General features: G+C 46.2%; 12 protein-coding genes. 2 read left to right on the top strand and 10 right to left on the bottom strand.

From position 1 onward, the window contains the following. Window positions 1-122 precede the first annotated feature (122 nt). The 6 genes from EXU57_RS00230 to EXU57_RS00205 all read right to left on the bottom strand — a co-directional run bounded on the left by EXU57_RS00230 (window position 123) and on the right by EXU57_RS00205 (window position 7,883). A complete protein-coding gene (locus EXU57_RS00230; RefSeq protein ID WP_133266156.1) occupies window positions 123-1,913 on the bottom strand; it encodes a glycoside hydrolase family 9 protein in 1,791 nt (596 codons plus the stop codon). A gap of 576 nt (window positions 1,914-2,489) precedes the next feature. Beyond that, window positions 2,490-3,005: a YMGG-like glycine zipper-containing protein gene (locus tag EXU57_RS00225; RefSeq protein WP_133266155.1), complete on the bottom strand. Its 516-nt coding sequence runs from the start codon at window positions 3,003-3,005 to the stop codon at window positions 2,490-2,492. Window positions 3,006-3,644: 639 nt separating this feature from the next. Continuing rightward, window positions 3,645-4,736, bottom strand: a complete 1,092-nt coding sequence (locus EXU57_RS00220; RefSeq protein ID WP_133266154.1) for a glycoside hydrolase family 10 protein — start codon at window positions 4,734-4,736, stop codon at window positions 3,645-3,647. A 5-nt stretch (window positions 4,737-4,741) separates the two neighbouring features. After that, window positions 4,742-5,674 carry a DUF4434 domain-containing protein gene (locus EXU57_RS00215; protein WP_133266153.1) on the bottom strand — a complete coding sequence of 311 codons (933 nt, stop codon included), beginning with the start codon at window positions 5,672-5,674 and terminating at the stop codon, window positions 4,742-4,744. Window positions 5,675-5,676: 2 nt separating this feature from the next. Next, the gene (locus EXU57_RS00210) at window positions 5,677-6,570 is read right to left on the bottom strand and encodes a GDSL-type esterase/lipase family protein (protein WP_133266152.1); all 894 of its coding nucleotides are present in this window, start codon (window positions 6,568-6,570) and stop codon (window positions 5,677-5,679) included. Further along, the gene (locus tag EXU57_RS00205; protein WP_207955345.1) at window positions 6,567-7,883 is read right to left on the bottom strand and encodes an MFS transporter; all 1,317 of its coding nucleotides are present in this window, start codon (window positions 7,881-7,883) and stop codon (window positions 6,567-6,569) included. Before EXU57_RS00205 ends, EXU57_RS00210 begins: the two co-directional genes overlap by 4 nt. Window positions 7,884-7,992: 109 nt before the next feature. On the opposite strand from EXU57_RS00205, the gene EXU57_RS00200 reads away from it, so the two are divergent. Next, window positions 7,993-9,144, top strand: a complete 1,152-nt coding sequence (locus EXU57_RS00200) for a glycoside hydrolase family 10 protein (RefSeq protein ID WP_133266151.1) — start codon at window positions 7,993-7,995, stop codon at window positions 9,142-9,144. Between the two features lie 456 nt (window positions 9,145-9,600). Beyond that, window positions 9,601-11,703 (top strand): GH92 family glycosyl hydrolase, encoded by a 2,103-nt coding sequence (locus EXU57_RS00195; RefSeq protein WP_165957980.1) that lies wholly within the window; start codon window positions 9,601-9,603, stop codon window positions 11,701-11,703. Window positions 11,704-11,799: 96 nt separating this feature from the next. Here the strand turns inward: EXU57_RS00195 and EXU57_RS25705 are convergent, their stop codons facing one another. Genes EXU57_RS25705 through EXU57_RS00180 form a run of 4 tightly spaced genes read right to left on the bottom strand, consistent with a single transcriptional unit; the run spans window position 11,800 to window position 18,098 of the window. Continuing rightward, window positions 11,800-12,564 (bottom strand): DUF5009 domain-containing protein, encoded by a 765-nt coding sequence (locus EXU57_RS25705; RefSeq protein ID WP_207955344.1) that lies wholly within the window; start codon window positions 12,562-12,564, stop codon window positions 11,800-11,802. Further along, on the bottom strand, window positions 12,488-13,192 hold the full coding sequence (locus tag EXU57_RS25700) for a DUF5009 domain-containing protein (RefSeq protein ID WP_207955343.1): 705 nt from the start codon (window positions 13,190-13,192) through the stop codon (window positions 12,488-12,490). The genes EXU57_RS25705 and EXU57_RS25700 overlap by 77 nt, the downstream gene beginning before the upstream one ends. Before the next feature lie 59 nt (window positions 13,193-13,251). Then, window positions 13,252-15,033, bottom strand: coding sequence for a RagB/SusD family nutrient uptake outer membrane protein (locus EXU57_RS00185; protein ID WP_133266149.1), 1,782 nt, complete (start codon window positions 15,031-15,033; stop codon window positions 13,252-13,254). A 23-nt stretch (window positions 15,034-15,056) separates the two neighbouring features. Beyond that, entirely contained in the window at window positions 15,057-18,098 is a 3,042-nt protein-coding gene (locus EXU57_RS00180; protein ID WP_133266148.1) for a SusC/RagA family TonB-linked outer membrane protein, read from the bottom strand. Between the last annotated feature and the right edge of the window lie 20 nt (window positions 18,099-18,118).

The following is an 18,118-nucleotide window of genomic DNA, read 5'->3' as shown; positions in this document are numbered from 1 at the left end:
TACGTGCATACGGGGTTCGCACGATTACTAATAATGTTTACGGCATCGTCTTGTGCAGCGATCCGATGCGTTTGAAGGTAGCACCTTCGACTCATCTGAAGTACGTTCCGCTCCTTCGGGCGTCACTGCTTACTTACATAACCCACCTTTGTTTTCAAAGCTTCAACCGCATTTGCGAGGTACACCATGGGTGCATTCCAGTTGATCGCAATCTCATTCGAAGCATACGAACAATCAATATCGGCATAAGCGGTTTCAGGTTCTGTAAACTCGTATTGGCACTTGTCCTGCATCCCGGGGTTTGGTCCGCCTACCAGTAATCCGGGCACAGGTTCTATGATGCCATCGCCTACGGAGGGGCGGTGATGCGGGTGCATCGGCGACTTGCTTCCAAGACCCGTTACAAAGCAATACCCGGTTGCATTTCTGCCCAGCAGGTAGTCGAGGTTTGTAAGCGCATGGTCAACATAATGCTTTTCGCCCGTAAGCTGGTACGCCTTAATCAGCAGGTTGCCCTGGTTTGCCGCATTGGAATTGCCTCCCCAGTTGAAGTCCCTCGCCGACTGTCCCATCACGGTTGCAAAAGCATTGGTCTTAACACCTTGTAGGTAGCCATTCGCGATGTTCAAAATCCTTTCTTTCATACGCAGTGCCGTATCACGGGCAGCCGCAGGTAGTTGAGTTGCGAATCGCAGGTAGGTATAGTATCCAAGCATTCCCACGTTGGCCCATGATGGCAGTCCAACCCCGTGCTTCATCTGTTCATTTACAACGGTGCTGTACCGGGCCTCCTTCGTGGTTACAAATAGTTCTGCTGCGGCCCAAAGCCATTCATCGTTAAAGGTGCGGTCGCCATAACCGCCGGTCGAAATTTCGGGTTTGTTTACCTGGTTGATGGCTCCCTGGTTGTATTCCATTGCGGGGTGATCAACTGCCCATTGCCAGGCCTTCGTTGCAGCAAGCAGGCAACTATCGGCCAACCCGGGGAACTGCCTTTTATATTGCTTAAAAATACGAGCCGCCTGTGCGGTCACTGCGGCAAAATCGAGTGTTGCTGCAGTTCCTTTTTGTACCACGTAACGCGGTGCTTTGGTAATGCCTGGCATAACCATTCCATCGAAAGCGGCATTGGTACACTTGTTATAAACCCCACCATCGTTGGGGTCCTGCATGGTTAACATCCAGCGTAGGTTATACAAGGCTTCGTTTAGAATATCAGGTATGGCATCATTGCTTTCGGGTATGTTGGTGTTAAGGGTTTTAAAGTATTCGGGAAAGTCTTCGTAAGCAGAAAAAATGGTTCCCATCGACACTCCGGAATTCACGATGTACTTGTTGTAATCACCGGCATCGTACCAGCCACCCGGTGAAGAAATTATCGTTCCTTCCGGCCGCTCCTTTGTTGCCGCAGAAGCATGAATATAAACCACCGCATCGGGGTGTCCTGCGGAGCGGTGCCACTTGCCTGCAAACTTTTCTTCCAACGGCATCGACACGCGCTGGTAATAGTAACCCTTTATTGTTGATATCGCTGCCAGGCTGTTTACCCCGTTGCCGATTTCAAATACATACGAGTGGCCTACGCCGGGAACAACTACCACATAACTTCCGCTGCGGGTAAATGTCGAAAATACAGCCTGCTTTGTGATCGTATTAGAATAAGCCGACTTTACTTCCGGGCCAAGTGTGCCGGTATACAAAGTGTCACGGAGGTTGGTGGAAGTAATGTAAAAATTAACCGCATTTACGGGTCCGGTTACCACAGCTGTTTTCGGAGAAAAATTGTAAAAGCCAAGTTGATTAAGGCTTATACGGCTGGTAACGGTTTGCGAAAATAGTTGGGTTGGTAGCACCAGAAAACAAATGAGTACACATTGTAAAGCTGATGCGCTACGCTGGCTTAATACTTTCATATGACCCTTGATAGTTAGATTATTTTAGTTTGATTAAGTTGTTGCCGCTGTGTCGACGTAAGATAAATCCCGCCGAACAATTGACTGCTGTACCATACTCTTTTTTTTGGCCGCCGGCGACATCACCTTGATGATACCCCGGTTGCGACGCTCCGTTCAACTGCAAATCCTTGTGCGGCATTTAAGCGGGTATTAAAGATAGTGGATGTTATCACTGTCCGCCATTATTACCTGCTTTGTGGAGGCCACACCCCCATAGAATGAAGCCTGGTGTGAAAGCCACAGCCATTTAGAACGGAATGTACAATGATTCAGCTTGATATTCCCAAAATGCAAAAAGCCAGCTAAATCAAAGACTTGCTGGCTTTAAAACTTTTTTGTTTCCCCAAGTGACCGCGTGAAGACTCGAGTGTGGCGTTCTTGCGCTGGGCCGGTGTGTTAACCAGCCCGGCGGAATAAAAGCTTATCATCAGCGGAACCCCCGTTAGTATTTCTCTTGGGGAACGACACCCTTACTCCGGAAAACTTATAATTTATTCGATGGTAACACTGATAGTAGCAGGTACAATAGAACTGTTAAGGAGTTTGTTTTTTATCTATTACGTCACCAATGATATAGCCACCTGCAGCACCGACAACACCCCCGATAATTGCTCCTTTGACTTTCTTTTTACTTACCACGGCTCCAACAACTGCACCACTTGTTCCGCCTATAACGGCACCTTTAGCTTTGTTACTCCATCCCTTTTTCTTTACTACCACTGGGGGCGTAACAGTTGTATCAGGTCTGTCACCCGGCGCAGTCGCAGGTTTAGTAGAAGTTGTACTTGCGCCTGAAGCAGGTTTAGTGGGATTGCTGGTTTTGCTGGTGGTAGTCGTAGTCGTAATTGAACCATTCGGGTCCCGACGTTCAACCACAACAACCTGCTGGGTGCCGGGGGAAAGTTGTGGCGTTGCAGCGGAGTCGGCTGCAGTGTTATCCCTTAAAAAAACAGAAGAGTCAACTTTTGCCGTTTGAAGGCTTGTATTCTTTTTAGAATTGCAGGCAATAAAAAAAGAGAGGGTAGCGAAAATCAAGATTGGAAATTTCATATTTAAAATTTTGGATTAAGTAGTACCTACTAAACATAATATCTCCTGTTATATTGCTGTGGAAGTGAATATTGCGCAAGTATGTTTTTTTGCTAACTCGTTTTAGGTGGCCGTGGGTGGTGCAATTATTAAGGTTATGGGGAAGAATTTGCTCCAGGATAAGACATCATCAATCAAGAGCGACATTCAGCCCCAAGATTGTAAAGGCAAAGTAAATCAGACCAAAAAGGGCTTCCTTGGAAAAGATGTATATTGTAAAAATCACGTTTTAATTATCCTTCTAAGTTAAATTGCCTTATTCCCCCGGGCCAAACGACATAAATCTGTCAAAACCGAAACTGCAACAGTGTGTTACAAATATCTGATTAAGGCAATTCACTAATTCTCTATTTATATAACCTGCAACTTTCTTGAACCCTCTACAAAATGCTTAAGTAAAAGAAAAAGCCCGTAAACAAGAGGATTACGAGCTTTAGAACCGGGGAGTAGTCGGTGGTGTTTCAATGATAAAATGAAAAAAAAATTGCCTCCTTCATAATAAGGGCGCAGGTACCGTATTTAAACATTAGTCCTTAAGTGTGCTGCACTTGCCGGGTACAACTAATTTTTGTTAAAGGGTATAATTGGAACTATTACTTGTTAACGTTTTGGTCGATAGAAAGGCTTTAGCTTCTTCATGCCTTCATAATAAAACGTACTCTCGCCACCAAATCCATATTTCCTGTTTAATGCAACCATTTGCTCCAACATGTCCTGCTTTACCAAAAAACCATCGGCTAATGATGTGAGTATGCCGGGAAATATGTTTTGTTTTTGTTTGGTGGTCAGTTGATCAGACAATTCTTTTAACGTTTTCTCATACGCAGCTATATCGTAACGATACACCTGCGGCAGAATTTCATCGGCATAGCCACCATTTAGCCATGCTGGCCAGTCCTGCAAATACTGCTCTTTGCTCCAGGGATAAATGCTCGGTGCCCAGGATACGATGGCTCCCGGACGTTGCTTTTTAACTGCGGTATACAAGGCTTTGCCATATTCGTTTAATTTACCTGCCCGCCATTGCAGCCATGCAGGTTCTTTGCTGTTAGCAGGCGGCAGCCCCCCGTTGTGTTCTTTTGCGTAAAGTGCTTTTGTAAAATCGTCGTATCCACCTTCAGCCGGCATGGCTGGTAAGCGATCGTCGCCCTGTATGCCATCAGCGTTATATTTGTTTACAAACTCTAGTATCATTTCATTCATAAAAGTTTGCACCTCCGGATGCAACGAGTTCCACCAGTAAAACTTGTTTTTTTTTAGTAAGTTTCCTGCTGCATCTCGCCCGGCCCAATGCGGGTATTTTTTCAACCATACTCCTGAGGTATCGTCGTACGCGTACGAGAACCCGAATTCAAACCAGCCAATCACTTTTAACCCAGCCTTGTGGCCTTCCGCGATAATTTCTTTGATCGGATCGAAACCCTTGTAAACAGGGTCTTGTTTTACCCCGACATATTTCTCCACTACCTCGCTTGGGTACATCGTCACACCGTTGTTCCAGGTAACAACATAGATCGTATTGAGACCGAATTGCTTGCAGCGCTGTACCGTTTCCCTTACCTTTTGTTTTGATGTCAACGCATCGCTGCCTACATTGGTAACCCAGGTGCCACGCACCTGTGCTAGTGAAGGTGCGCTTAGCAAAATGGTAAAGAAAAATACCGCCAAACAAGTACATAGATATTTTTGCATGGTTGTTAAAATGAATTTTTGTACTCTGCGTAACGATTGTATAAATGGTGGGCTTGAACATAGGCGCTTTGCGGACTCATAAAGTGCGCGAATTCAAACGTGATCGCCTTATCGTAACCACACCGTCGGGCGGCTTCTAACTTCAACCTAAGCTTTTCCCATTTGATCGGCAAGAACTTGATCGGCATATCACGGTCAAAGCTTTCTGCATTGGTCCAACATTGAAGGCCGTACTGATCGGCCAGTTGTTTATTTACCGAAAAAAAAGCATCCAGTTCTGTATAATCAATATGACCATCCTGGAAAGCCACTGCATCAACACTGCCCTGCAGGCCGCTGAATATTTCACCCCACTCTCTTTGATGTTCTTCTACACTTACCGCATCAGTTTTAGTCAACTCCGTTGAGGCCGCCTGCACAGCCTTCTTACCGTCGATCCAGGGTGAGATAAAAGTGGGCAAGCCTCCACTTATTGCTTTGCATTGTAGCCCCAGCGTACGGAAGGCCTCTGTTGCGCCAATGGTCCTCCGGCTGATTTCCATGCTCAAATACCAGCCTTTAAACGAAGCATGGTGGCCGTACTTTTTCCAGGCTTCTTCAATTACAAACTTGTTGTCTTCTATCTCGTGAAACAGGTTACCGGTATCCCAATAAGTGCCACTGTCGTATAAACCGAAATAGAAGTTCATGTTATACTTGTCCGATAACGTAAGAAACATTTCAACAAGGTCGACGGGCGGTGCAAAGCAACCGTGTGCGTTTATCAGGTAAGCAGACGGATAAGAAAGAAATTTGCGATACCCGCAACGAATGAGAATAACCGTATCAATGCCGGCAGCCTGCATGTATCTGAAGTCGTGCTCCCACTCAGCAGCTCCCCAATTTTGGTGGGGAATGTCGTGGCTGATTTCGTCGATAAAGGTGCCTGTTATCAGCATGATTATTTCATATGTTTTTTCTCCAATAAAATCGTTTTCCAAAGCGCAAAGCCTTCGCCCGTAAGATGCAAGCCATCATTGGTATAGCGTTTATCCAGCTTGCCCTGTGCATCGATAAACCGGCTGTATAGGTCTACATAAATAAGTTTGCTGCCTTTGCACATGCTCTCCAGTCTTTTATTAATAAACCGGATATGCTCGTCTTTATGCTGGTGGCGTATAAAGGCCGTATACGCGTCATTGGTGGGCAGAATGCTTTGTACATATATGATGGTTCGGGGCGATGCAGATTCTATGCGCTGTATGATTTTTTTATAATTCGACAGGATGACGCTGTCGGGAGTATTCCGGGCGATGTCGTTGATGCCGATAAGTATAAATATTTTGGAAGGTTTTGATTCTACTATTTCATCTAACCTCGCCAGCACGCCAAACGTATTGTCACTTGAAATACCGCGGTTTTTTACACGAAGGTTTTGCCAGGTCTCTGTCCATTCACCAATATCAGTAATGCTGTTGCCGAGGAATATGATTTCTCCGGGTGTATTGGGCAGCAACCTGAAATGAGAAACCTTTTGGCTGTAATAAGTAGTCAGGTAAGTGGTATCAATTTCCTGGCCCAACACGTTTATAGCGTAGCACAAAAAGCAGGTTTGCAACACCAATGATTTCAACAGGTTTACTTTCACCTTTGTAAACATGTAGCGAGCATAACGACTAATGTATTTGTGATGTGCACCGTTACACAGTTGCACCGCCCTCGCCGCAATATTGTTGAATAGCATTACTGAACGTACAAGACTGCGACGCCCCTCCGGATGGCGCAGCCGGGCGGGCAACGGCCGATCCACAAAGGTCAAACCGCCGGGTACAAGAGGATTGGTCTGCTTGCTCATTGGCTAACCATATTTTGTTCCTGCTGAATTTCTGTTGATGTTGGCTCCACTTCCGGCTTAGCAAGGGGCACGAGCCAGGTTACAATAAAGGCTGGTAAAGTTGCAATTAGCACCCAGATAAAAAATTCGCGGTAGCCCAGGTAGTCGCTCACAAAACCACTCACCATACTCGGTATCATAAAACCAAGATTCATCAATCCACTGCCAAAAGCATAATGTGCCATTTTGTATTTGCCCGGAGCTATGTTTTGCATCATAAACAGGATCAGCCCAACGAACCCAAAGCCATAACCAAAGTATTCTATGGCAACAGCCGAACCAATGATATAAACATTTTCAGGTAACGTAATAGCGAGAAAAGCATACGCCAGGAAAGGAATATTAAAAAAACAACATAATATCATCAAGGTTTTTTTGGTCAAGCCTTTATTCGATACAAAATAGCCCGCAGCGATAGAACCCAATACAAATGCAACAGCACCGGCTACCCCGTACAAAACACCTATTTGCGAAGTGCTTAGCCCAAGACCGCCCTCTGCCCGGGCCGCTTTGAAAAACAAGGGTGTAATCTTAATTGCCTGTCCTTCGGCAAAACGATAGAACACAATAAAACACAGGCTGAACCAAATATTCCGTTTCCTGAAAAATGTTACGATAACATCTTTTAACGTAGCCATGCTTTCTTTAACAGATTGCACCGACTTTGCCTCGCCACCAGTTGGCAGCATCACTTTATTATAAATGCCGAGTGTGATCATAATGGCGCCATATAAAAACATAACAACCATCCATGCACTGGCAATGCCCATCTGCTTCTCCAACTCGCCGGCTGTATACACGAGTACACCGCCCGATACCACCTTTGCGATATTGTAGAAAGCGCCTTGCCAGCCCACGTATTTAGCCTGTAGTTTGGGCGTTAATTCATCCAGGTAAACCCCGTCTGCTGCAGTGTCGTGCGTAGAACCACTGATGGCAATAATGGCAAGCAGGGTAATGGATACTGCAAAAAAGGCGTCGAGCTTAAGTGACAGGCCAACCAAACCAAACAATACCCCGGTAAATACCTGGGTGGTATAAACAAAAAATTTCTTGGTTTTAAACATCTCCAGAAAGGGTCCCCATAACGGCTTGAGTGTCCAGGGTAGCATAATCAGCGAGGTCCAGAATGCAATGCTCGAGTCGGAGATACCGAGGTTTTTATACATGATCGAGCTTGCTGCTGCCAACGCAACAAATGGAAGCCCCATCGCGAACCAGGTTGTCGGTATCCAGGTGATCGGATTTCTTTCTTTGAGATGGTTATTAAGCACGTTGTTATGGTTAATGGCAAACCAGCAAATAAATGACTTTTTAAAATTATTTAAAAAGTTGGATAAAGCTAGAAAAAATATTTAATTTCGAAACATTCAAATATATCCCATGCGATTGCTTCAAATTTATTTCTGGTCATTGCTTTTATCAGTAGCTGTTGGTTGTTCTAAAAAAACTTCTCCCACCGGCGGAACCCCTACTCCTCCCCCTCCACCACCTGTTGTTGATGCCAATGCGCTTCGGGGTGCATGGGTGACCACTACAGCCAGCACAGCGTTGAACAGCCTTGCCGACATAAAGCAAACGGTTGCAACCTTTAAAGCTGCGGGTATGAACCAGGTATTTGTAGTGGTTTACAACAATGCCCGCACAATCTATCCAAGTACCGTGATGCAAAACCTGATCGGTAAACAAATTAAAGAAGGATTTGAGGGACGCGACCCTTTACAGGAAATGATTACAGAGGCCCATGCAGCCGGGATGAAGGTGCATGCCTGGTTTGAATACGGCTTTGCTTCTTCGTTTTCAGCGAACGGCGGCCCTATTGTAGCGGCTAAACCCGGGTGGGCAGGCAAGGACATCAACGGCGCGCTACTTGTAAAAAATGGCTTTGACTGGCTGAATGCTTTTGATCCTGAAGTGCAAAACTTTGTCATGAGCCTTTTAAAAGAAGTGGCTACAAAATACGATGTGGATGGGATACAGGGTGATGACCGGTTACCAGCCATGCCTACCACCGGTGGCTACGATGATTATACCGTTAACTTATATAAGGCGGAAAATGCGGGTGCAACACCGCCAGCCGACCCCAAAAACGCGGCATGGGTACAATGGCGGGCCAAAAAACTGAACCAGTTTATGAAGCGTATGTATACCGAATTAAAAGCTTTAAAGCCAAATATGAAGGTCATCATGGCGCCGAGCATCTACCCGTTTAGCTTAACCGAATATTTGCAGGACTGGCCTACGTGGGTAGACAGCAGTTGGGTTGATGGTGTAATTCCGCAAGTGTATCGCTACGACATTGCTGCGTATAAAACTACCCTGCAGCAACAAAAACCTTATTTCAAAACCAGGCTTAACTTATACACCCCGGGGGTGCTGCTAAAGTCAGGAAGCACCCTGCAGAGTGATGCGTTTGTAACCGAAATGGTGCAAGCTAACCGGGCAGAGGGTTTAAATGGAGAAGTCTTTTTCTTTTATGAAGGGGTGAAGGATAAGATCAACTTTTTTGCTACCCAGTATTCATTTATCAAATAAACCGATAGGTTTTCTTTGTGGACCAGGCGGAAGCACAAGCATTTAGCAGCCGTTGCAGCTTGCCCCTCCCCAATAGAATTGGGGATTGGCCGGTCGCACTCCCGTCCGAATGGCTTCAGCCGGGCGGGCTTGTACAGCATGACTCTACTGAGCAATTATGGGTACCGGTTGCTGTGGAGCAGCCGTTTTCTGCCCGGCTGTATTAGCCCTGTAAACACAATGCCACTTATTATTAGACTGCCCTGAGCATTAACATGGGCTTTGAGTTGAAAACCAAAGATGCACATTGGGTTGCCGATGAAGTGCTTGCGACGCAAGGATGACGCCATAGAAAACCAATGCTGGTATAAAAAAAAACGCAATTGAAGCAGAGGCGTGTATACTGTAGTGCTGCGCTGGTCTTTCAGGCATCGCAATCTTGTACGCTATTCATCGCGAATGAACATACTATCAAGCATGAAAAAAATTTTGTTTGCTCTTCCCGGCCTGCTTTGTTTTATTACTGCCCACGCTCAAAAGCTCACCGATAAAGTAGATGTATTTCTTGGCACTGGCGGCCATGGCCACGTTTATCCCGGTGCAACGGTTCCATTCGGAATGGTACAACTTAGTCCCGACAACGGTAAAGAAGGTTGGGATTGGAGCAGTGGGTATCATTACAGCAGTGATACGATTGCAGGATTCTCTCACACCCATTTAAGCGGTACTGGTATTGGCGATTGGTGCGATATTTCGGTGATGCCTTTTATCAGGTCGGGTACCGGGGATGTACGAAGTTCGTTTTCCCACGGGGCGGAAAGCGGCAGACCGGGGTATTATAAAGTAAAACTCGACAACGGCATCTTATGCGAAATGACGGCAACCAACCGCAATGGCTTTCACCGGTACACTTTCCCGGGTAATGATGGCTGGCTGCAGTTCGACATGGGCTTTCACATCAATTGGGACCAGCCTACACAGGGATACCTGCAACTCGTAAATGATAGCACCCTGGTTGGTAAACGCTACTCAACCGGCTGGGCAAAAAATCAGCGCGTGTACTTTGCTGCACGGTTTTCTCGACCGTCAACTGCAAAGCTGACCAAGATAGAAGGAAGGGATGCAAAGATGGCACTTCATTTTAGCACCGAAAGCAAACCGCTAACTGTGCGTGTAGCTTTAAGCAGTGTAGGTATGGCAGAGGCTTTGGACGCGTTGAAGGAAACAGCTAATACCAGTTTCGAACAGGTAAGCAGCAAAGCAGACGAAGCATGGGAAAGGGAACTAAGCAAAATTAAGATTACCTCAGCGCCGGATTTCGAAACCAAGTTTTATACGGCGCTTTACCGCACCTGCCTGGCACCCGTTATTTATTCCGACAATGATGGAAAGTATCGCAACCAGGATAACCTGGTTAAGAAAAGTATTGGCGACAAATACACCGTCTTTTCGTTATGGGATACCTTCCGTGCCCTCCACCCGCTTTTTACTTTAACACAGCCCGAGCGCTTGCCAGCCATGCTGAATAGCCTGCTTTCCTTTTACGACGACAACGGTTTACTGCCGGTATGGGACCTAAGTACCTGGGAAACCAACACCATGACCGGCTACCATGCCATCCCGGTGTTAGCAGATGCTATTTTAAAGGGGGTGAAGGGTTTTGATGTAGAGAAAGCATACAGGGCGATGCTGAAAAGTGCAAATCAAAAACAAAGGGGCACACAAGAGTATATCCGTTATGGATATTTACCGCAAGACAAACATGGCTGGAGTGTTACCATTACGCTAGAGTATGCGTTTGATGATTGGTGCATAGCGCAGGTCGCAAAAAAATTGGGCAAGACGAGCGATTACCAAACCTTTTCGAAAAGGAGTTTAAGTTATCAAAAACTGTTTGATTCCACCACCGGATTTATGCGTGCAAAAGACAGCAGCGGCAAGTTCATTTCACCCTTTGATCCCTTGCTTTCTGAGCATGGTTTTGAAGGCCAGTATGTAGAAGGAACCGCGTGGCAACATTCTTTTTTTGTACCACATGATGTTCAGGGACTGGCTAAACTATATGGCGGCAAAGAGCGGTTAGTTGCTAAACTGGATACCCTGTTTTCAACTACATCCGAATTACATGGCACGAATGTCTCCGGCGACATCAGCGGGTTGATCGGACAGTATGCACATGGTAATGAACCCAGTCATCACATTATTTACATGTACGCTGCATTAGGCTACCCGCAAAAAGCGGCCAAGCAAATTACAACCGTTGTAGACAGTGTATACAAATTGGGTCCAGATGGTTTGAGCGGCAACGATGATTGCGGGCAAATGAGTGCATGGCTGGTATGGACCGCACTAGGCATGTACCCGATGAACCCGGCCAGTGGTGAATATGTATTTGGTTATCCGCTTGTTGACGAAGCAATGATTGCATTGCCAAACGGTAAACGCCTTTCTATTAAGGTAAGCAAAGCAAGTAGCGGAGAAAAAAGGATTAAAAAGGTAAGCTTAAATGGAAAAACCCTGGTTACATCCATCACACACCAGCAACTCCTAAGCGGGGGAAAAATGATTATAGACTTATAACATCGAAGACCCAGCTATTACCTGATACTGGCCGAAACTTTCATTTAGTTGGTTGTCTTTAATGAAGACGGAAAATTCCGGATGTTGAGTATTGACTCAGGTTCTCCAAAACCATTTACGTTTCGTAAAAAACACGGTAACCAGGGAGACCATTCCCGTAAATAAAACACCACGAAGAAAACCACTCCACACACTTCCTCTCATGCTATCCAAAAGCTTTATCGCACCCGTCAGGTGCAACAGGGGTAGCAATAGTAAGCTACCGGCAACATAGGCCACCATAGCGTTGCGGCCATTCAGGGCCAGGAAGTGAACAACCCGCGATCCTGCCTTGCTCAGTTGTAAACCATAGAAGCCAATGAGCATAAAAAAGGAAAGGCCTGCTGTTACAAAGTAATGACTGTATGTTGAAGGATCCTTGTGGATCCCGCCTTCATAAGCTTCGAAAAAAAGACCTAACAATAAGAGGTAAGCACCTGCACAAAAGCAGTTCTTCAATAATTTATTCGCTGGTGCAATTGCCCTGACCAGGTAGTAAATAGCAATCAACAGTACAGCCGTTACACCCAGGTTCAGTACTAAAATTCGGCTGAAGAGCAGTGCTACATTCATTCCTATTAACACAAAACATAGTAGCCCGATTAAAAGCAGCCTTTGACTGTTTACTCCATCATCATTCGTGTTCTTATGATCGATCAACCATTCCCCAGCAAGCGTTCCCGGTAACACAATAAACAGGTATTTGAGGTAATAAAATTTGTACATCCATGGCAATGGCGTGAAATTAAACAGGCTTTCGTTCCAGCTTCCTGTTTCTGTGCTGCCCAAAAAAACGGCCATCACAAACAGCAATAATCCCATTCTTAAAGCAGGTAAATTTTTTGTTTACCCACCAGGCAATCGTACCAAAAAAAGCCATGTTGGCTAATACGAGAACAATGATATCGACCGTATTCAACTGGAAACCTCGTCCACTTGCAAACGGCAGTTTATACAAAAGGAACACGGCAAGCACAACCGCAGAAATTTTTACTCCCAGGAATAGATTTCTGTATCGATCGCCCTTGTATTCATAAAACTGGAAGAACAGCAACAGGAAGCCCAGGATGGAGATCAGTTGTTCTGTGGTCCCGGGTTCCTTTGCAATTACCCAGGCCTTCATGTGTTGGGTAAACAAGGCGAAAAACGTTAGCAGCAGGTAACGCCTTGTTGCAATCCATAACATTTTGCCTGCGCCTGTCCCGGTCCTTTCCAACCGTGCTAATGATAGCGGAATTGCGGCACCCATGCTAAATAAGAAAAACGGGAATACCAGGTCTACCCAGGTTATGCCCGGCAATGAGGGTATGAATTTGTGCAGCGGGGGCGGCACCTGTGCATGGTACATCCATGCCGGCAAAACACCACCATATGCGATGCTGCCCGAGAGGACCATCGCCAGTATGGCAAAACCCCTGAGTGCGTCAAGACTCTCCGCTCTGGCTTTCATATAGGTACAAAAAAGGGGTGCATTTTATTGCTACCCCTTTGTATTCAGATGATGAATGATTACCAGCCTGGATTTTGGGTTAACGCCGGCACCTTGTCGCGCTCACCTTGTGGCACCGGAAGTAAGCTATGCTGGTTTGGATTGTAAATCCTGACCTCTCGTTTTAACCTGAGGGCATCACCATTTGGCCAGGAAACAGGCACCTGGTATACCGGATCAAATACAGGCGGTGGTGCAGGGTTAATAAACTCGAGGCCGACATTAGGTACAAAACGCATTGGTGAATTCGCCTGACCATACAATTGGCCAGGCAGCACCTTCTGGGCATATGCGCCATTATCCCAACGGCGCATATCGGGTAAATGCAAACCTTCATTCGCAAGCTCCACCATCTTTTCGCGGCGCACCAGTTGCTTTAACCGATTTGCATCGCCAACCACATCCGCTGCAACATTGGGCATACCTGCACGTGCCCTTACCCTATTTAAAGATGGCACTATCGTAGTAGCAGGATCGCCTTTTTCGAGATGTGCTTCTGCATTGATCAACAAAATTTCGGCATAACGCATGTATATCCAGCCTACCCTGTAAAGGTTACCCGCCGTACCGTTTATATCCCTGTCCTGCGAGTATTTCTTCCATAAATTACCTAAACCATTCAGGCGCGGGCCAAAGATATTTGCGCTGTCCTGGTTGACGGTTGTAGAAGGGAACGTAATTGCCCTTGTGGTAGGGTTATAGCTTGCTAAAAACCTGTCGTAGAAATTGAAGATGATGCTTGTAAACCCTTGCACCACCATGGTATCACCGGGTACAAATACGGTTTGCCCCATACGTGGATCACGGTTTTGATTTGGCCTTGCAGGATTGTACAATGGTGACGATGCAATGTTTCTACCGTCGGTACATTCAAAAAGGTCAACTAAAAACTGGGTTGGAAAATGGCTGGACTGTCCACCATTATTCCTGGAGCCTTGTACAAGTTGAATGTAATTGTAAGAGCCCGCATCCGCATCACCAAATGGATACCAGAACATGATTTCGTTCGCGGCGTTGCTCTTTTGGCCGGCTAGGCGGAACAAATTTTGGTACACCGGATTTAAACCATAGGGTGAATTTGCAATAATGTTATCGGTAATGTTGGCTGCGTAAGTATAATTTTTATCGAGCATTGCGAGGCGTGCTCCTATACCCATTGCAACTCCTTTACTAACCCGGCCAGCTTGCGCAGGCAGCCAGTCAAGGTCTGCGGCTGCAGCTTCCAATTCAGGGATGAGCGCCGCTATGATGGTTGATTTGGGCGTGCGCGAAAAGTTATAGATTTCTTCAGGAGATGCTGGTGGAGCCGTAAAATAAGGCACATCGCCATAAAGTGCAATCAGGTGCCAATAAGCCATTGCACGCAGAACCTTCGCTTCAGCTACTACCCTTTTATAATCTGCAGGAGTCATTACCGACTCAGCCTTGGTCATATAAAATAAGAGGTTGTTGGCCCGTTGCACCACCTGGAAAAAACCTGCCCACAACTCCGCAACTGTACCGTTGGTAACGTCGTAGCTGCCGGAACCAATTGTGCCGGAGAGGGCCCGTTCTATACCCAGTTCCGTGTATAAATCGAACTTCGAATAATATGTAGTGGGGTTGCTAAAACCCGGGCTCATCGTACGTGCACCTATAGCATTGTAAACCCCGGTAAGCGCCTGCTGTACCTGGTCGGCATTGCTGTAAAAATCGCGCTGTGTTACTGCGGAAAGCGGCGTACGGTCAAGGTATTTTTGGCAGGAAGTAGCAATTGCTAAAACAGCCACCAACACCCAGGCGTATCCAGACCTATTTTTCATATCGGAACGTTTAAATGTTTTTATTAAAAGCGAAGGTTAACACCTGCGGTATAAGTTTTCATAATGGGGTAAAAAGCACCGTTGCTATTACTTACCTCCGGATCAAACCCGGGCTCATAGTTAGAAACGGTAAACGGATTAACTGCGTTGACATAAAAACGTAATTGCTGTATGCCCATGCGGTCAGCAAGTGATTTAGCGAGTGTATAGCCCAGCGTGATGTGTTTTACCCGCATAAATGAACCATCTCTTAACCAGAAGTCTGATGCTACATAATTGCCATTACCCCCCGAATATAAGCGCGGATAGTTGCCGCTTGTTTTGCCAGGGGTCCATCTATCAAGGGCAGTAGTTAGTCCTGAGGCGATCCAATTGCCGGCATTGAATGGTTCTACCCCGACACCGGAAATGTAATTGTCTCTTTTGCCAACCCCGAAAAGAAAGAGGTTTAAGTCAAACCCTTTATAATCCAGGTTCACATTTAAGCTATAATCGTATCGGGGAAAGTTGTTGCCAAGCAATACCCTGTCCTTTGCATTGATGGTATCATTGCCATCGGTATCAACATAACGGATGTCGCCGGGCCCGGTTGTGCGTGAGCCATTAAAAGGCTTTGCAAAGTTGTCACCCGCCTGGTACAAACCGTTGGTGCGGTACAGGTAATATGAACGGATCGGGTATCCTGCCCTTGAAAGCTGGTTACCCTGAACGATATCCAGTTCACGGGTGTCAAGCACCTTATTTTTTACATCAGAAAAATTACCGGTGATGTTGTAGTTAAGCTTTCCGATGCTGTTGCGATAAGTAGCCGATAGCTCCCATCCTTTATTGATCATCGAAGCCGCATTAGCTGGTATAAAGGAACTACCTGCATAGCCTAAAGCATTTGCCACCGGGAAGTCGATCAGGTTATCGGTTACCTTCTTCTGGTAGTAATCAAACGTAATGTTCAACCTGCTTTTCAAAATTGCGAGGTCTATCCCAATATTGCTTTGTGCCGAATTCTCCCAGCTCACGATCTCATTTGGAATATTATTCAAAGAAGATCCGGGAGTAATGTTACCATTAAAGTAATAAGCAGTACCGGCATTGAGGGCTGCAACAAACGGGTAGTTTCCACCCACTTCCTGGTTGCCTAATTTACCATACGAAACACGTAGCTTGGCATAGTCGATAAAACCAACTTTTTCCATAAAGCCCTCCTTCGAGATTACCCAACCTGCTGAGGCACCCGGGAAGAAGCCCCATTGTTTATCCAGTAGCTGGCTGAAACGCGATGAGCCGTCGTACCTGCCGGTTAGCTCCAGCAGATATTTTTGTTTGTAGTCATAGTTAAACCTTCCAAAGAAACCAGCGAGTGAGTAATCCGTTGCCGATCCACTAACACTTGGTTGTAATGGGGAGGTCGCAAGATTGAGATAGGGACGAGACGGATCAGTTAGCCCGGCTCTTGATGCGCCAACGGAACTCACCGTGTTATCCAGGCCCTGGAACCCTCCCTGGATTTTGAATTGGTGCGCATCTGCAAGGTTGTATGAATACGTGGCTGATCCAAAGTATTGATTGGTGATGTTCCGATTATTCGTGTAGCTGAGTAATGAGTCGCCAATTACCCTGTCGAAAACGTAAGCATTAGTGACCGGGTTTGGATTAAATGAGTTGTAGGTTCCCCTGGCCGCATATGCCTCTGTAAAAGATGCACGGCTGTTGTAGGATGCATCAATAACAAAATTTTTGAAAACTTCGTAGTTTACAGCAAACCGCAGTGAGAGCGTCGGCGTTTGTGCCTTGTTAATCCCGGATGCTTCTGCCGCGCCCACAGGATTTATGCGGTTCGATTGTCCGGCGTCGCCATATTGCCCCTCGCCGAATTTTCCAGGAAAGTTTCTCGCCATTGAAATGCCCCTTTGAACAATTTCGTTTGGCGACATACCAGCGGGCTGTATATTGGTTGCGTTGGTATAAAAGAGATCGGTGCTAAACTTTAGCTTTCTGCTCAGTTTTACATCGCTGTTTATCCGGAGGTCATATTTTTTGAAGCTGTTGTTTACAATGATCCCCTGCTGGTTGAGGTAGGTACCCGATGCCAGAAAGCTAACCTTATCGGACCCGCCATTTACGATGATGTTGTGGTTTTGCAACAAGCCATTATTTTGAAAGATCAGATCTTTCCAGTCTGTATCAAACACGGTGAGGTTGTTGGCAGGAGTAGAACGATACAAATCTATGAGCGCCTGTGGGTAAGGTAGCACAGTGGAGCCTGTGTTGGAAACCGCTTCATTATTCAAAATGAGGTTATCAACAGCCGACAACAATTCAGGGAAATTGGTAGGCGTTTGCTTCGTAACAAAACTGTTGAACGAGATTGAAGTTTTGCCCGCCTGGCCCCTTTTGGTTTTAATAAGTATAACTCCGTTGGTTCCTCTTACTCCGTATACTGCTGTAGAGGCTGCATCTTTAAGCACAGAGATATTATCGATTACATTCGGATCGATATCATTGATGCTTACCCCTTCTACCCCGTCAACAATGATCAGGGGAGCTGAGCTGCCCGTAATAGATCCAATGCCACGAATATTGATCGATCCACCATCGGCACCCGGCTGACCCGAACCTTGCTGAACCACAACCCCGGGAGCAAAACCCTGCAAAGCCATACTGGTAGATGCCAATGGCCGCTTGATCAACTGGTCGCCTTTTACAACAGCGATAGCACTTGTTACTGCTGCCCTTCGCTGTGTACCATAACCCACGACCACTACATCGGCTAACGGATCGTTGTTTTCAGTAAGCGAAAAATCAAGGGTTGAGCCGTTTACCACCTTTTCAGAAGTTCCATAACCAACACTGGATACAACAAGTACCTGCCCGCGGCTTGCAGTAATGGTGTATTCGCCTGCCGCGTTTGTACTTACGCCACGGCCTGAACCTTTAACGGTAACAGATGCACCCTCAACCGGCTGGCCTGCTACACTAAGAATGCGACCGGTAATTTTAAGGTCCTGCGCCAACGCCCATGTTGAACTCATAAGCAGCACCAGCAGCACAGCGGCAAACTTTCTCATTGTTGTAATTTTGATTTTTG

Source organism: Segetibacter sp. 3557_3, from assembly GCF_004354985.1.
Lineage (GTDB): Bacteria > Bacteroidota > Bacteroidia > Chitinophagales > Chitinophagaceae > Segetibacter.
This window is presented reverse-complemented; position numbering and strand designations above follow the sequence as displayed.

Coding starts and splice junctions, on each gene's coding strand:
- EXU57_RS00230 (WP_133266156.1), bottom strand. CDS start 1,913: ATGAAAGTATTAAGCCAGCGTAGCGCATCAGCTTTACAATGTGTACTC.
- EXU57_RS00225 (WP_133266155.1), bottom strand. CDS start 3,005: ATGAAATTTCCAATCTTGATTTTCGCTACCCTCTCTTTTTTTATTGCC.
- EXU57_RS00220 (WP_133266154.1), bottom strand. CDS start 4,736: ATGCAAAAATATCTATGTACTTGTTTGGCGGTATTTTTCTTTACCATT.
- EXU57_RS00215 (WP_133266153.1), bottom strand. CDS start 5,674: ATGCTGATAACAGGCACCTTTATCGACGAAATCAGCCACGACATTCCC.
- EXU57_RS00210 (WP_133266152.1), bottom strand. CDS start 6,570: ATGAGCAAGCAGACCAATCCTCTTGTACCCGGCGGTTTGACCTTTGTG.
- EXU57_RS00200 (WP_133266151.1), top strand. CDS start 7,993: ATGCGATTGCTTCAAATTTATTTCTGGTCATTGCTTTTATCAGTAGCT.
- EXU57_RS00195 (WP_165957980.1), top strand. CDS start 9,601: ATGAAAAAAATTTTGTTTGCTCTTCCCGGCCTGCTTTGTTTTATTACT.
- EXU57_RS25705 (WP_207955344.1), bottom strand. CDS start 12,564: ATGGGATTATTGCTGTTTGTGATGGCCGTTTTTTTGGGCAGCACAGAA.
- EXU57_RS25700 (WP_207955343.1), bottom strand. CDS start 13,192: ATGAAAGCCAGAGCGGAGAGTCTTGACGCACTCAGGGGTTTTGCCATA.
- EXU57_RS00185 (WP_133266149.1), bottom strand. CDS start 15,033: ATGAAAAATAGGTCTGGATACGCCTGGGTGTTGGTGGCTGTTTTAGCA.
- EXU57_RS00180 (WP_133266148.1), bottom strand. CDS start 18,098: ATGAGAAAGTTTGCCGCTGTGCTGCTGGTGCTGCTTATGAGTTCAACA.